The 12,749-nt window shown below is 70.9% G+C and carries 13 protein-coding genes; 2 read left to right on the top strand and 11 right to left on the bottom strand.

Features of this window, described 5'->3' with window-relative positions:
• Positions 1–43: 43 nt before the first annotated feature.
• On the top strand, positions 44–388 hold the full coding sequence (locus tag ACTJJP_RS17160) for a LysR family transcriptional regulator (protein ID WP_440776197.1): 345 nt from the start codon (positions 44–46) through the stop codon (positions 386–388).
• 89 nt (positions 389–477) lie between these two features.
• Here the strand turns inward: ACTJJP_RS17160 and ACTJJP_RS17155 are convergent, their stop codons facing one another.
• The 11 genes from ACTJJP_RS17155 to ACTJJP_RS17105 all read right to left on the bottom strand — a co-directional run bounded on the left by ACTJJP_RS17155 (position 478) and on the right by ACTJJP_RS17105 (position 11,709).
• Positions 478–2,118, bottom strand: a complete 1,641-nt coding sequence (locus ACTJJP_RS17155) for an ABC-F family ATP-binding cassette domain-containing protein (protein WP_440776196.1) — start codon at positions 2,116–2,118, stop codon at positions 478–480.
• A 12-nt stretch (positions 2,119–2,130) separates the two neighbouring features.
• On the bottom strand, positions 2,131–2,643 hold the full coding sequence (locus ACTJJP_RS17150; protein WP_440776195.1) for a hypothetical protein: 513 nt from the start codon (positions 2,641–2,643) through the stop codon (positions 2,131–2,133).
• 239 nt (positions 2,644–2,882) lie between these two features.
• Entirely contained in the window at positions 2,883–3,812 is a 930-nt protein-coding gene (gene xerD / locus ACTJJP_RS17145; protein WP_440776194.1) for a site-specific tyrosine recombinase XerD, read from the bottom strand.
• Between the two features lies 1 nt (position 3,813).
• On the bottom strand, positions 3,814–4,392 hold the full coding sequence (locus ACTJJP_RS17140; RefSeq protein WP_440776193.1) for an NUDIX domain-containing protein: 579 nt from the start codon (positions 4,390–4,392) through the stop codon (positions 3,814–3,816).
• 1 nt (position 4,393) lies between these two features.
• The gene (locus ACTJJP_RS17135; protein ID WP_440776214.1) at positions 4,394–6,091 is read right to left on the bottom strand and encodes a CTP synthase; all 1,698 of its coding nucleotides are present in this window, start codon (positions 6,089–6,091) and stop codon (positions 4,394–4,396) included.
• Positions 6,092–6,186: 95 nt separating this feature from the next.
• Entirely contained in the window at positions 6,187–7,884 is a 1,698-nt protein-coding gene (gene recN / locus ACTJJP_RS17130; RefSeq protein WP_440776192.1) for a DNA repair protein RecN, read from the bottom strand.
• A complete protein-coding gene (locus ACTJJP_RS17125) occupies positions 7,881–8,801 on the bottom strand; it encodes an NAD kinase (RefSeq protein WP_440776191.1) in 921 nt (306 codons plus the stop codon). The genes recN and ACTJJP_RS17125 overlap by 4 nt, the downstream gene beginning before the upstream one ends.
• The gene (locus tag ACTJJP_RS17120) at positions 8,798–9,598 is read right to left on the bottom strand and encodes a TlyA family RNA methyltransferase (protein WP_440776190.1); all 801 of its coding nucleotides are present in this window, start codon (positions 9,596–9,598) and stop codon (positions 8,798–8,800) included. Before ACTJJP_RS17120 ends, ACTJJP_RS17125 begins: the two co-directional genes overlap by 4 nt.
• Positions 9,595–9,765, bottom strand: a complete 171-nt coding sequence (locus ACTJJP_RS17115) for a hypothetical protein (protein ID WP_440776189.1) — start codon at positions 9,763–9,765, stop codon at positions 9,595–9,597. Before ACTJJP_RS17115 ends, ACTJJP_RS17120 begins: the two co-directional genes overlap by 4 nt.
• A 19-nt stretch (positions 9,766–9,784) precedes the next feature.
• On the bottom strand, positions 9,785–10,819 hold the full coding sequence (locus ACTJJP_RS17110; protein WP_440776213.1) for an HAD-IIA family hydrolase: 1,035 nt from the start codon (positions 10,817–10,819) through the stop codon (positions 9,785–9,787).
• Positions 10,819–11,709, bottom strand: coding sequence for a hypothetical protein (locus ACTJJP_RS17105; protein WP_440776188.1), 891 nt, complete (start codon positions 11,707–11,709; stop codon positions 10,819–10,821). Before ACTJJP_RS17105 ends, ACTJJP_RS17110 begins: the two co-directional genes overlap by 1 nt.
• Between ACTJJP_RS17105 and ACTJJP_RS17100 the strand changes: the two genes are divergently transcribed.
• On the top strand, positions 11,698–12,678 hold the full coding sequence (locus tag ACTJJP_RS17100) for a hypothetical protein (RefSeq protein WP_440776187.1): 981 nt from the start codon (positions 11,698–11,700) through the stop codon (positions 12,676–12,678). The two genes, ACTJJP_RS17105 and ACTJJP_RS17100, sit on opposite strands and share 12 nt — an antisense overlap.
• The last annotated feature ends 71 nt before the right edge of the window (positions 12,679–12,749 follow it).

The raw sequence follows: 12,749 nt of genomic DNA, 5'->3' as shown, positions 1-12,749 counted from the left end.
GGCCGGCCTGCGTCGAGGGTCCGCGCACGGGAGAATGGATGCCATGAAGCTCGAGCACCTCGTCCGGTTCGCGGCCCTCGCCGAGGAGCTGCACTTCCCCCGCGCGGCCGAGAAGCTTCGCATCCCCCTGGCATCCCTGTACACGACGGTCGACAAGCTCGAAGAAGAGGTGGGGCAGCCCCTCATCTCCCGCACCCCGCCGACGCAGCTCACGCCCGCGGGCCGTCTCCTCCTCGAGGAGGCGCACCACCGTATCGCCGACGCCCCGCCGCCCGCCAAGAGGCAGCAGGCGCCCGGCGGCGGCAAGGCCAAGGCGTCGAAGGGCAAGGGCCGCGCTCCGATCGTCAAGGGGCAGCCGAAGCCCTACAAGAAGCGCCAGGGTCGCTGACCCCGCTCCACCCATCGAGAAACGCTTCTCGCGGCGGGAAACGCCCCGTCATCGCGTTTCAGCGCGCGAACGGCGTTTCTCGGCGGCTCTCACAACTCCGTGACCACCCCGGCCTCGACGCGCCAGCGCCGATCGGTCTCGACGGCCGCGAGCATGCGACGGTCGTGCGTCACGAGCAGCAGGGTGCCCGTGTACGACTGCAACGCCTGCTCGAGCTGTTCGATCGCGGGAAGGTCCAGATGGTTGGTCGGCTCGTCGAGCACGAGCACGTTCACACCGCGGGCCTGCAGCAGCGCCAGACCCGCGCGCGTGCGCTCCCCGGGCGACAACTCGTCGACAGGACGCGTGACGTGGTCGGCCTTGAGCCCGAACTTCGCCAGCAGCGTCCGCACCTCACCGGCGGTGAGCTCGGGAACGAACCCTTCGAACGTCTCCGCGAGCGGGCGCTCGCCCACGAGCAACGACCGGGCCTGATCGATCTCGCCGATCTCGACGCTCGCTCCGAGGCTCGCGCTTCCCTCGTCGGGCGTCTGGCGACCCAGGATGCCGCGCAGCAACGTCGATTTGCCGGCACCGTTCGGACCGGTGATGCCGATACGCTCCCCGGCATTCACCTGCAGCGAAACCGGTCCGAGTGTGAATCCGCCCTGCCGGAAGACCGCGCCCGACAACGTCGACACCACCGAGCTCGACCGCGGAGCCGACCCGATCGTGAACTCGAGCTGCCATTCCTTGCGCGGTTCCTCGACCTCGTCCAGGCGGGCGATGCGGCTCTCCATCTGCCGCACCTTCTGCGCCTGCTTCTCACTCGACTCCACGGACGCCTTGCGACGGATCTTGTCGTTGTCGGGCGCCTTCTTCATCGCGTTGCGCACACCCTGACTCGACCACTCCCGCTGCGTGCGCGCACGTGAGACGAGGTCGGCCTTGGTGTCGGCGAACTCCTCGTACTTCTCGCGTGCCTGACGGCGCAGCGTCGCGCGCTCCTCGAGATAGGCGTCGTAGCCACCGCCGTAGACGCGGTGCGCGTTCTGCGCGAGGTCGAGCTCGAGCACGCGGGTGACGGAGCGGGCGAGGAACTCGCGGTCGTGACTGACGAGCACGACCCCACCCCGCAGCCCCTTCACGAACGTCTCCAAGCGCTCCAGGCCGTCGAGGTCGAGGTCGTTCGTCGGCTCGTCGAGCAGCGCGATGTCGAAGCGCGATAGCAGCAACGCCGCCAGGCCCACTCGTGCGGCCTGCCCGCCCGAGAGCCCGGTCATGAACGCGTCCGGCCCGACGTCGAGGCCGAGATCGGCGAGCACCTGCGGCATCCGCTCGTCGAGGTCCGCCGCACCGCTCGCGAGCCACCGCTCCAGGGCTGTTGCGTAGGCGTCGTCGGCCCCCACGGCGTCGGGGTCGCCGAGCGCCACGGCGGTGGCGTCCATCTCGCGTGTCGCCTCCGCGGCTCCGGTGCGCCGCGCGATGTACGCGGCGACGGTTTCGCCGTCGACACGCTCGTGCTCCTGCGGCAGCCAGCCGACGAACGCGTCCGAAGGGGCGAGGCTGATCGATCCGCCCTGCGGTTCGTCGACTCCGGCGAGCAGGCGGAGCATCGTCGATTTGCCCGCGCCGTTCGCACCGACCACGCCGATCACGTCCCCCGGAGCGACCGTGAGGTCGACGCCCTCGAACAGCGTGCGGTGTCCGTATCCGCCGGCGAGGTTCTGGGCGACGAGCGTGGCGGTCATGCCCCTATTTTCTCAGAGCCGTCGCGGGGCGACGGACGAGGATAACGCCTGATCGGCGTCGGCAGCACACCGGCTGTCGCGGCGCCGTCGGACGACGGCCTCGACGATGAGGCAGAGGATGCCGAGGGCGGCGACGGGCACCGTGAACCCCGAAGCGACGATGAGAGTGACGGGCGGAGGGAGTGAGGGAACTCCTCGCATTCCGTCGGAGATCGTCCACGCGAGGAAGGCCGCCGTCCACGAACTCGTGAGGAGGACGGCCAGGGCGATGCCGCCCCCGCGGGAGAGCCGCGTGCGGCGGGCGACTGCCAGCCCCGCGAGAACGCAGAGTCCGACGGCCGCCACCGCGAGCGCAGCGCCCAGCGCCACCGCGAATCCTTCCTCGCGATCGACGCTGGTCCCCCACAGGCTGGCGAAGAAGATGAAGGCCCAGATGCAGCTCACGACCGCCCAGGGAATGAGCGCGGCGAGCGCCGTCGCGCCGGAGAGCACGCGCTGCCCGCGACCTTCGTGGTGTGCGGTCATGCTCGACCCCCGTCATGTTCGTGGTGCGCGGATCGGGTGGGCCGTTCGCCGTCGTCGTGCCCCGACCGATGTTGCCGCATGCCCCGGCGGGCGGCAAGCACGCCGGTCGGGTTGCCGCGGAGGCATGCGGCGTGTCCTCGGCATCCGGCACGCACGCCCCCTCGTCGAACGCCTCGACCTGCAACTTGTCGCGAGCCCGCCCGGCCACGCTCCCGATGCGCTGACCGCTGGGCTCCTGCTCACCGCGCCCGCGGGTGCGCCCCCGCGTAGACATCCCGCAGCGCGTCGACGGTGACGTGCGTGTAGATCTGCGTCGTCGCCACCGAGGCGTGCCCGAGCAGCTCCTGCACCACGCGCACGTCGGCGCCGCCCTGCAGCAGGTGGGTCGCGAAGGAGTGCCGCAGGGTGTGCGGCGATACGTGGGCGGTGAGACCCGCACGCTCGGCGGCGGTCTGGATGACGAGCCACGCGCTCTGTCGCGACAGAGGCGCTCCTCGCACGCCGAGGAACAGCCGGGGCGTCGCCCGCCCTTTGGCCGCGAGGCCCGGTCGCACCCGTGTCAGGTAGGCCTCGACGGCCGCGCGCGCGTACGAACCGACGGGGACGATGCGTTCCTTGTCGCCCTTTCCGCGCACGCGCAGCAGGTCGCCGTGGGCGGTGTCGTCGACGTCGAGCTGCACGATCTCCGACACTCGTGCGCCCGTCGCGTACAGCAGCTCGAGCAGAGCACGATCGCGGACGGCGCTCGGCTCGGCCGCCGAGGCGTCGAACGACCCGGGCGCCGGCCCCGCGGCGTCGAGCAGGTCGGCGACCTGGGCGATGGTCAGGGCCTTCGGCAGGCGGCGAGGGGCCTTGGGCGGGCGCAGGCGGCCGCTCGGGTCGGTCTCGACACGACCCTCGCGCACGAGGAAGCGATGCAGGCCCCGCACCGACGATTGCAGGCGCGCGAGCGACGAGGATGCGGGCGCCGGGACCGCCGACGCTCGCTCGGCCGCGAACTCGGCGATCACCTCCGGCGTGACGGCATCCACCTCGGTCACGCCTCGCGCGCCCAACCACTCGCCGTACACGGCCAGGTCGCGGCGGTACGCGGCGACGGTGTGATCGGAGAGCCCCCGCTCGAGCGCGACGTGCCGGAGGTAGGTCTCGACCGCGCGCTCGAGCTCCACGTCAGTGGGCGGCGGCCTCGCGCCGCAGCACCTCGGCCGCCGCGAGGATACCCGTCGCGAGGATGCCGTTGCGCAGACGCCCCGCGAGGACGCCGTCGATCACGTCCGAGAGGAGCACCCGCTCGACACGCATGTCGGACTCCTCGTGCTCGCGCTCGTAGTCGGTCTCGACGGCCCGCAGCCCGCGAGCGAGGAAGACGTGCACGATCTCGTCGTTGCCCCCGGGCGTCGTGTGCATCGAGATCAGGTGCTGCCAGCGGTCGGCCTCGAGGTCGACCTCCTCGGTGAGCTCGCGCTTCGCCGTCTCCAGCGGCGGTTCGCCGGCCACGTCGAGGAGTCCCGCCGGGATCTCCCAGTCGCGCTCCTTGATGGGGTGACGGTACTGCTGGATGAGCACGACGCGCTCGTCGTCGTCGATGGCCACGACGGCCGCTGCCCCCGGGTGGTCGACGTACTGTCGCGTCATCTCACCGTCGCCGTAGCGCACGGTGTCGCTGCGGACGTCCCACACCGCACCCGCGTAGACCAGGTCGCTCGCGACGACCTCGAGGTCGACGCCTTCGTCGCGCAGCTCCTCCACGTCAGTCCTCCTCGTCGTCGAACAGCTCGCTCGAGCGGTGACGCTCGAGAGCCGCGCCCACGAGTCCACGGAAGAGGGGGTGAGGAGCCGTCGGGCGGGAGCGCAGCTCGGGGTGCGCCTGCGTGGCGATGTAGTAAGGGTGCACCTCGCGGGGCAGCTCCACGAACTCGACGAGGTCGAGGTCGGGGTTCAGTCCCGAGAAGACCAGGCCCGCGTCGCTGAGCTGCTGGCGGTAGGCGTTGTTCACTTCGTAGCGGTGGCGGTGGCGCTCCGAGATGCGGCTCGCGCCGTAGAGCTCCGCGGCCAACGATCCGTCGGCGAGGTCGGCCGGGTACAGCCCCAGGCGCATGGTGCCGCCGAGGTCGCCGCTTTCGAGGATGTCGACCTGCTCGGCCATCGTCGCCACGACCGGGTGGGCGGTGTCGGGGTCGAACTCGCTCGACGAGGCACCCTCGAGACCGGCGACGCTCCGCGCGTACTCGATGACCATGCACTGCAGGCCGAGGCAGATTCCGAGCGTGGGGATGCCCTGCTCTCGCGCGAATCGAAGCGCACCGAGCTTGCCCTCGATGCCGCGGATGCCGAAGCCGCCGGGGACGATGATGCCGTCGACCGCGCCGAGCGCTTTGGCCGCCCCCTCCGGCGTCTCGCACAGGTCGGAGGGGATCCACGTGATCTTCACCTGGGTTTCCTGACCGAACCCACCCGCCTTGATGGCCTCGGTGACCGAGAGGTAGGCGTCGGGCAGGTCGATGTACTTGCCGACGAGGCCGATCGTGACATCGTGCTTCGGGTTGTGGACGGCTTGCAGCACCCGCTGCCAGCGCGACCAGTCGACGTCGGCGGCCTTGTCGATGCCGAGCGCGTCGACGATGTACGCGTCGAGTCCCTGATCGTGCAGCATCGTGGGGATGTCGTAGATGCTGGGCACGTCGATGGCGTTGACGACAGCGTCTTCGTCGACGTCGCACATCAGGGCGATCTTGCGCTTGTTGGACTCGGTGACGGGGCGGTCACTGCGCAGCACGAGTGCGTCGGGCTGGATGCCGATCGAGCGCAGCGTCGCGACGGAGTGCTGGGTCGGCTTGGTCTTCTGCTCGCCCGAGGCGCCCATGAACGGCACGAGCGACACATGCACGAAGAAGACGTTCTTGCGGCCCAGTTCGTGGCGGATCTGGCGTGCGGACTCGATGAAGGGCTGCGACTCGATGTCGCCGACGGTGCCGCCGATCTCGGTGATGATGACGTCGGGTCGGGGGCTCTCGCTCGCCTGCAGGCGCATGCGGCGCTTGATCTCGTCGGTGATGTGCGGGATCACCTGCACGGTGTCGCCGAGGTACTCGCCCCGACGCTCGCGGGCGATGACCTGCGAGTAGATCTGGCCGGTGGTGACGTTCGCCGCCTGGCTCAGTTCGATGTCGAGGAAGCGCTCGTAATGCCCGATGTCGAGGTCGGTCTCGGCGCCGTCGTCGGTCACGAAGACCTCGCCGTGCTGGAACGGGTTCATCGTGCCCGGATCGACGTTGAGATACGGGTCGAGCTTCTGCATCACGACGCGCAGTCCGCGCGCGGTCAGAAGGTTGCCGAGGCTTGCGGCCGTCAGGCCTTTTCCGAGGGAGGAGACCACTCCTCCGGTCACGAAGATGTGCTTCGTCGTGAAGGTTCTGCCGTCTGAATGTCCCGCGTCCGAAGTCTGCATCACGGGCTTCGATCCTATCAGTCGCGTCGGTGGGTCGTCTCGCAGTCTCCCACCCGCCTCCGACATCCGGGTCACCGCAGGATGACGATCGCGGGTCAGCGGACGGCGCGGCCGGTCGCCAGCAGCTCCCGCGCGTGGGTCAGCGCGGCGTCGGAGTCACTCAGCCCCGAGAGCAGCCGGGCCATCTCCGCCTCCCGCTCGGCGCCGTCGAGGCGTCGGACGCTGGATGCCGTGACCGCGCCGTCATTGCCCTTGACCACCGACAGGTGATTGCCGGCGAAGGCGGCCACCTGGGCGAGATGCGTGACGGCGATGACCTGCGACGACTCCGCGAGGCGCGCGAGACGGCGCCCCACCTCGATGGCCGCCGCTCCCCCGATACCCGCGTCGACTTCGTCGAACACGAACGTCGGCACGGGGTCGACGCCGGCGATGACCACCTCGATGGCCAGCATCACGCGGCTGAGCTCGCCGCCCGAGGCACCGCGCGACACCGGCCGAGGGTCGGCACCGGGGTGCGGTGCGAGCAGGATCGACACGTCGTCACGGCCGTGCCCGGCGGGGGCGGCGGGTGCCACCTCGACCGTCAGGCGTGCGTCGGGCAGCGCGAGGGCGTGGAGTTCTTCTGTCACGGCCGCACCCAGGCGTTCCGCGGCGGTCCGCCGGATGGCGGTCAGCGCGTCGGCTGCGCGGTCGAGGTCCGCGGCGGCGGCATCGCGCTGCGCCTGCAGTCGCTCCAGACGATCGCCGTCGTCATCGAGCTCGACCAGACGCGCCGATCCCGTCTCGAGCAGCGCGATCGCGGCATCCACGGAGCCGTGGGTGCGGGTGAGGCCGGCGAGCACGCCGCGGCGTTCATCGACCGCGGCGAGTTCGTGAGGCCCCGACTCGTCGAGGTCGGCGAGGTATCCCGACAGCGCGACGGCGGCATCCGTGGCCCGGTAGCCCAGATCCGCCACCTGTTCGCCGATCGCCGCGAGAGCGGCGTCGCTGCCCGCGATGCGCTCGAGGGCACGACGTGCTTCGGCCAGCAGGGACACCACGTCGGGCGTGCCGTCGTCGTTGGACAGGGCTGCGTGCGCGGCGTCGGCCGCCAGGCGCAGGGCTTCGGCGTTCGCGAGGCGGTCGGCCCGGCGGGCCAGCTCCTCGTCCTCCCCCGCGACGGGGGCCGCCGCCTCGATCTCGGCGATGGCCGTGCGCAGCTGCTCGGCCTCTCGTGCACGATCGTCGCGATCCGCGGTGAGCGTGGCGAGTTCCGTGTCCAGGGCCCGCCAGGCCTCCCAGGCCGTGCGGTAGGCGGCACGCGCGGCGGCCACGGGCTCGCCCCCGAAACGGTCGAGCGCATCGCGCTGCGCCGACGACGATTTCAGCCGCAGCTGGTCGGACTGCCCATGCACGACGACGAGGTCGTCCGCGAGGTCGGCGAGCACCCCGGCCGGTGCGGTGCGTCCACCGACGGTGGCGCGTCCGCGCCCTTCGCTCGACACCGTGCGCGCGAGGTACAGCTCCGCGGAGCCTCCTCCGACGGGCTCGACGTCACCGCCCGCCTCGCGCACTCGGGCGGCCACGGGACCGTTCTCCGGAACGAGCCAGACCCCCTCGACCGCGGCTTGGGCCGCGCCCGAGCGAACGGCGCCGGAATCGGCGCGCTGGCCGAGCAGCAGACCGAGCCCGGTCACGACCATGGTCTTGCCGGCTCCGGTCTCGCCCGTGATCGCCGTGAACCCGCGTCCGATGGGCAGGGTCGCGTCGGCGATGACGCCGAGGTCGCGCAGGCGCATCTCTTCGATCACGCGGCACCCCCGGGCATGCCGCGCCAGCCCGTCACCGGCAGGTGGAACTTCCGCACCAGACGGTCGGTGAAGACGGCGGGGTGCAGACGCGCGAGACGCACGGGCCGCGAGGACCGGCGCACCACCACCCGCGCGCCGGGCGGCAGCTCGTGCGACCGTCTTCCGTCGCACCAGAGGATGCCGCTGCCGCTCGTTCGTTCGAGGACCTCGACGGCGACGCTGGCGTCGGGCCCGACCACGAGCGGTCGCGCGAAGAGCGCGTGCGCCGACAGAGGAACGACGGCGATCGCCTCGACCGTGGGCCACACGATCGGTCCTCCGGCGGAGAAGTTGTACGCCGTGGAACCGGTGGGCGTGGCGATGACCACGCCGTCGCAGCCGAACGACGACAGGGGCCGTCCGTCGACGGCCATGACGACTTCGAGCATGCGCTCGCGGCTCGCTTTCTCGACGGTCGCCTCGTTCAGGGCCCACGTCTCGAAGATGACCCGGTCATCGGCATCCTGGATCTTCACGGCGAGGGCGAGTCGCTCCTCGACCGTGTAGTCGCGGGCGATCACGCGACGCACGGCGTCGTCCATGTCGTCGCGTTCGATCTCGGCGAGGAAGCCGACGTGCCCCATGTTGATGCCGAGGATCGGCGCCGTTCCGCCGCGCACCATTTCGGCGGCGCGCAGGATCGTGCCGTCCCCGCCGAGCACGATGGCGAGTTCGACGTCCTCGACGGCCACATCGAGGCCGAGTGTGGCGACACCCTCGAGCGTGAGACGCTCTGCCAGTTCAGGTCGGTCCTCTGCGGAGACGACGGGAGTCGCACCGGCCGCGCGGATCGCGGTGATGATGCGCTCGGCCGCGTGGACGGTGTCGTCTCGGCGCGCGTGCACGACGAGGAGGATTCGGCGATCGCTGGGGGTCATCGGCTTCCGGTCAGTCGGGTCACGGTGCTCTCCCATTCTGAGGGGTCGCTGCCGTGGGTGGCCGAGAACCACGCGACGTACTCCTGGTTGCCGTGGGTTCCGACGATCGGCGACGCGATCAGACCGGCGGTGCGCAGTCCCGCATCCCACGCCGACCACAGCACGCCGTGCACCGCGTCGGAGCGCAGCGCCGGGTCGGTCACCAGCCCGCCCTTCACCGCGGTGCGGCCCACCTCGAACTGCGGCTTGATGAGCAGCACCGCGTCGGCACCCGGCGCGGCGGTGGCGACGACGGCGGGCAGCACGTGCGTGAGCGATATGAACGAGAGGTCGCCGGTCACCACGCCGGGGCGCGTCTCGACGCCCGTCGCGGCGGCGAGGGAGTCGGCGGTCATGAACCGCACGTTATACCCCTCGACCGACACGACGTCGGGATCGGATGCCACGACGGTGGACAACTGACCGTGGCCGACGTCGACGGCGAGCACCGGACGCGCTCCGCGTTCGCGCAGAACCTGCGTGAACCCCCCTGTCGACGCGCCGAGGTCGAGCGCGACCTGCCCGGCGACGGAGATGGGGAACGCATCGAGGGCGGCGATCAGCTTGTGGGCGCCGCGACTGACGAAGTGATCGGCTCCGGCGACCTCGATCGCGCTCGACTCGTCGACCTGCGTCGAGGCTTTCACCACCGGGCGGCCGTCGACGCTCACGAGGCCCCCCGCGATGAGCTGGGTGGCGTGAGAGCGCGATCGCGCGAGTCCGCGGGCGGCCAGCTCGGCGTCGAGACGCGGACTCACGGTCGCGCCGCGACCGACGCGTCGGTCGGGGCTGATGCGAGTCGTCGCGCGAGTTCGTCGTGCACGGCCGCGTAGGCCTCGGCGCGGGTGTCGAGCGGTTGCTCCTCGATGAGGCGCACGCGGTCGATCAGCTCGGTCGCGGCATCCGGGGCGGTGCTGTCCGACATGGATGCCACTCTACCGAGGTCAGCGCGAGCGGAACGGGTCGGCGTACAGCTGCTCGGGCACACGGAAGCCGAAGATGGCGCGTCCCGAGTTCCAGATGGCCGCGGCGCCCGCGCGCAGAATGTCGATCTGCCGCCCTCCCTGCGACACGATTCGCAGGTCGACCCCGTCGATCTCCACGATCGCGTCGCCCACGCGTGTCCGTTCACCCTTCACGATCGTCGCGGGGTACGGCTCGAACAGCTGACGCAGGTCCTCGACGATGTAGTCGGGGCGCTGCGACGGGATGGCTGCGAGAATTTGCTTGGGCCGATCGATCCCCGTCAGCACCAGGACCGACGGCATGTCCGCCGTGCGAGCTCCTTGGATGTCGGTGTCCAGGCGATCACCGATGAAGAGCGGCGCCCGGGCTCCGGTCCGGGTGACCGCCTCATCGAAGATGGGGCGTTCGGGCTTTCCGGCGATCGTCGCGAGACGGCCGACCGCGGTGTGCACGGCGGAGACGAGGGTACCGTTTCCCGGGGCGATGCCGCGGGCCTGCGGGATCGTCCAGTCGGTGTTCGTCGCGACCCACGGGATGCCGCCGTCTTCGACCGGGGTTGCGAGGGCGTAGGCCGCCTCGGCCAGCTGCGCCCAACCGACCTCGGGTGCGAAGCCCTGGACGACGGCCGCCGGCGCGTCATCGGCGCTGCGTGTCACGATGAACCCGGCCTTCTCGACCTCGACGACGAGCCCCTCGCCGCCGATGACGAGCAGTGTCGACCCCGCGGGCACGAGGTCTTTCATGAGGCGCATGGCGGCCTGCGGGCTCGTCGTGACGTCGGACGCCTCCACGTGAAGCCCCAGCGATGACAGATGCTCCGCAACTGATGCATCCGTGCGGGAGGCGTTGTTCGTGATGTACCCGAGAAGCTTCCCCTCGGCCTGCGCTCTGTTGAGGCTGTCGACGGCGTGCGGCAGGGCACCCGGGCCGGCGTAGACCACGCCGTCGAGGTCGGCGAGCACGACGTCGATCCCGTCGAGCGGGGTCGCACCCGGCTTGGTGCGCCCGAAGATCACCGCTCGCCCTCGCCCTCTTCGGCTGGCAGGTCCGCATCACCCGAGGTCGGTCCGCGGGAGCCCTCGTCCTCGTGCGGTGCGTTCCCGGAGACGCCGTCGGAGCCGGTCGTCGCGACGGCGGCGTCCTCGTCGTCCTCCCCATGGCCGGCATCGTGCTCATGGGCGGCGTCGTGCTCATGGGCAGCGTCGTGCTCATGGGCAGCGTCGTGCTCATGGGAGGTGTGGGCGACCGCGTCGTCGTCGCTCTCGACGTCGTCCACCGGAATGACCCCGGATGCCACGTCGACACCGCCCTCATCGTCGATGAGTTCGATCTCTTCGACCACGATGACCTCTCGATCCGCGACCCCCGATGCCGCGTCCAGAGCGTCGGAGGCGATCTGGGCGCGTCGTTCCCATTCGGCCGCCTCGGCGTCGCGACCGAGCTCCTCGAGCACGGCGGCTCGAGCGGAGAACAGCGCCGGGCTCCACTCGAACGCGCGATCGGGGTCGGCCTCGGGGATCTCGAGCTCCTGAAGCGCGCGCTCGGTCTCGCCGAGGTCCAGTCGCGCCCCCGACATGGCAATCGCCAACTGGACGCGAACCGGAACCGACAGCGTCGATCGGTCGACGGCGCGACCTTCCTCGAGCGCACGATCGGGTCGGCCGACGCCTCGCTCGCTGTCGACGATCAATGGCAGCTGGTCGTCGGAGCCGGTGATCCGGCGGTGCGTGCGCAGCTCTCGCAGCGCCAGAGCGAAGTCGCCCACGGCGTAGGCGGTGATCGCCACCGTCTCACGGACGACGCCGACACGACCCGCGCTTCGGGACGCCGCCAGCGCGTGCTCGTGCGCCAACTCGGGTTCATCGTCGATGAGGCGGGCCGCCATCGCGAGGTGACGCGCCACGTTCTCGGCGTTGTCCTTGCTCAGGGTCTTGAGCTCGTTCCGCGCTGCGCCCGGGAGATCCCACGCGGTGACTTCCTCGGGGATCTCCGGTCCACGCTCTCGCCGGTCCTGGGGCGGGCGGGTGGCGCGAGAGTCCTCTCGGTCGAAGCGACGGGGAGCTCCGGCTCCGGGGCGACGGTCGCCGGACGGACGACGGTCGTTACCGGCGTATCCGCGGGACTCGCCTTCGCGGCGGGGACGACCGGCGCCCCCGGAGTCGTTGCGGAACGGACGATCACCCGAACGCGGCGGGCGCGAGTCGTTGTCGCGACGGAACGGACGATCCCCGTCCCGCGGCGGACGACCGGAACCCGCACCGTCACGACCGGCGGAACGATATCCCTCGCGTGGTGGACGCGAATCGTTGTCGCGACGGAACGGACGATCCCCATCCCGCGGCGGACGACCGGAACCCGCACCGTCACGACCGGCGGAACGATATCCCTCGCGTGGCGGACGCGAATCGTTGTCGCGACGGAACGGACGATCCCCGTCCCGCGGCGGGCGACCGGAACCCGCACCGTCGCGACCGGCGGGACGATATCCCTCGCGTGGCGGACGCGAATCGTTGTCGCGACGGAACAGACGATCCCCATCCCGCGGCGGGCGAGCTGCGCCGTCGCTGTCGCGTCGAGCAGGCCGAGCGTCGCCCGAAGGTGCGGGTCGCCCGTCGTTCTCACGCTTGTAGGGACGATCACCGTCACGCTGCGGGCGCCCCGTCTGCGGACGGGAAGAACGCGCGTCGCCGTCGCGGCGGACAGAGCGATCGCCGTCACGTCGTGGAGCCCGTTCGCCTCGCGGCCCGAAGCCTCGGCCCTGAGAAGACCGCCCGCCATCGGACGCGCGCCCAGCCGAGCGCTCCTCATTGCTCCTGCGGTCGTTCGCATCGTCCATGGACATGACTGCCTCCTCGGGAGATTATGCCCGTAAATGCGAAATGGCCACCCAGCGTTGGGTGGCCATTTCGACTAAAGGAAGTCCGGCGGTGTCCTACTCTCCCA

It is taken from the genome of Microbacterium sp. 22296 (assembly GCF_052045385.1).
Classification (GTDB): domain Bacteria; phylum Actinomycetota; class Actinomycetes; order Actinomycetales; family Microbacteriaceae; genus Microbacterium.
This window is presented reverse-complemented; position numbering and strand designations above follow the sequence as displayed.

Bases quoted from the DNA above. Each gene is read 5' to 3' on its own strand.
- ACTJJP_RS17150 (WP_440776195.1), bottom strand. From the start codon at position 2,643: ATGACCGCACACCACGAAGGTCGCGGGCAGCGCGTGCTCTCCGGCGCG.
- ACTJJP_RS17160 (WP_440776197.1), top strand. From the start codon at position 44: ATGAAGCTCGAGCACCTCGTCCGGTTCGCGGCCCTCGCCGAGGAGCTG.
- ACTJJP_RS17125 (WP_440776191.1), bottom strand. From the start codon at position 8,801: ATGACCCCCAGCGATCGCCGAATCCTCCTCGTCGTGCACGCGCGCCGA.
- ACTJJP_RS17135 (WP_440776214.1), bottom strand. From the start codon at position 6,091: ATGCAGACTTCGGACGCGGGACATTCAGACGGCAGAACCTTCACGACG.
- ACTJJP_RS17155 (WP_440776196.1), bottom strand. From the start codon at position 2,118: ATGACCGCCACGCTCGTCGCCCAGAACCTCGCCGGCGGATACGGACAC.
- ACTJJP_RS17115 (WP_440776189.1), bottom strand. From the start codon at position 9,765: ATGTCGGACAGCACCGCCCCGGATGCCGCGACCGAGCTGATCGACCGC.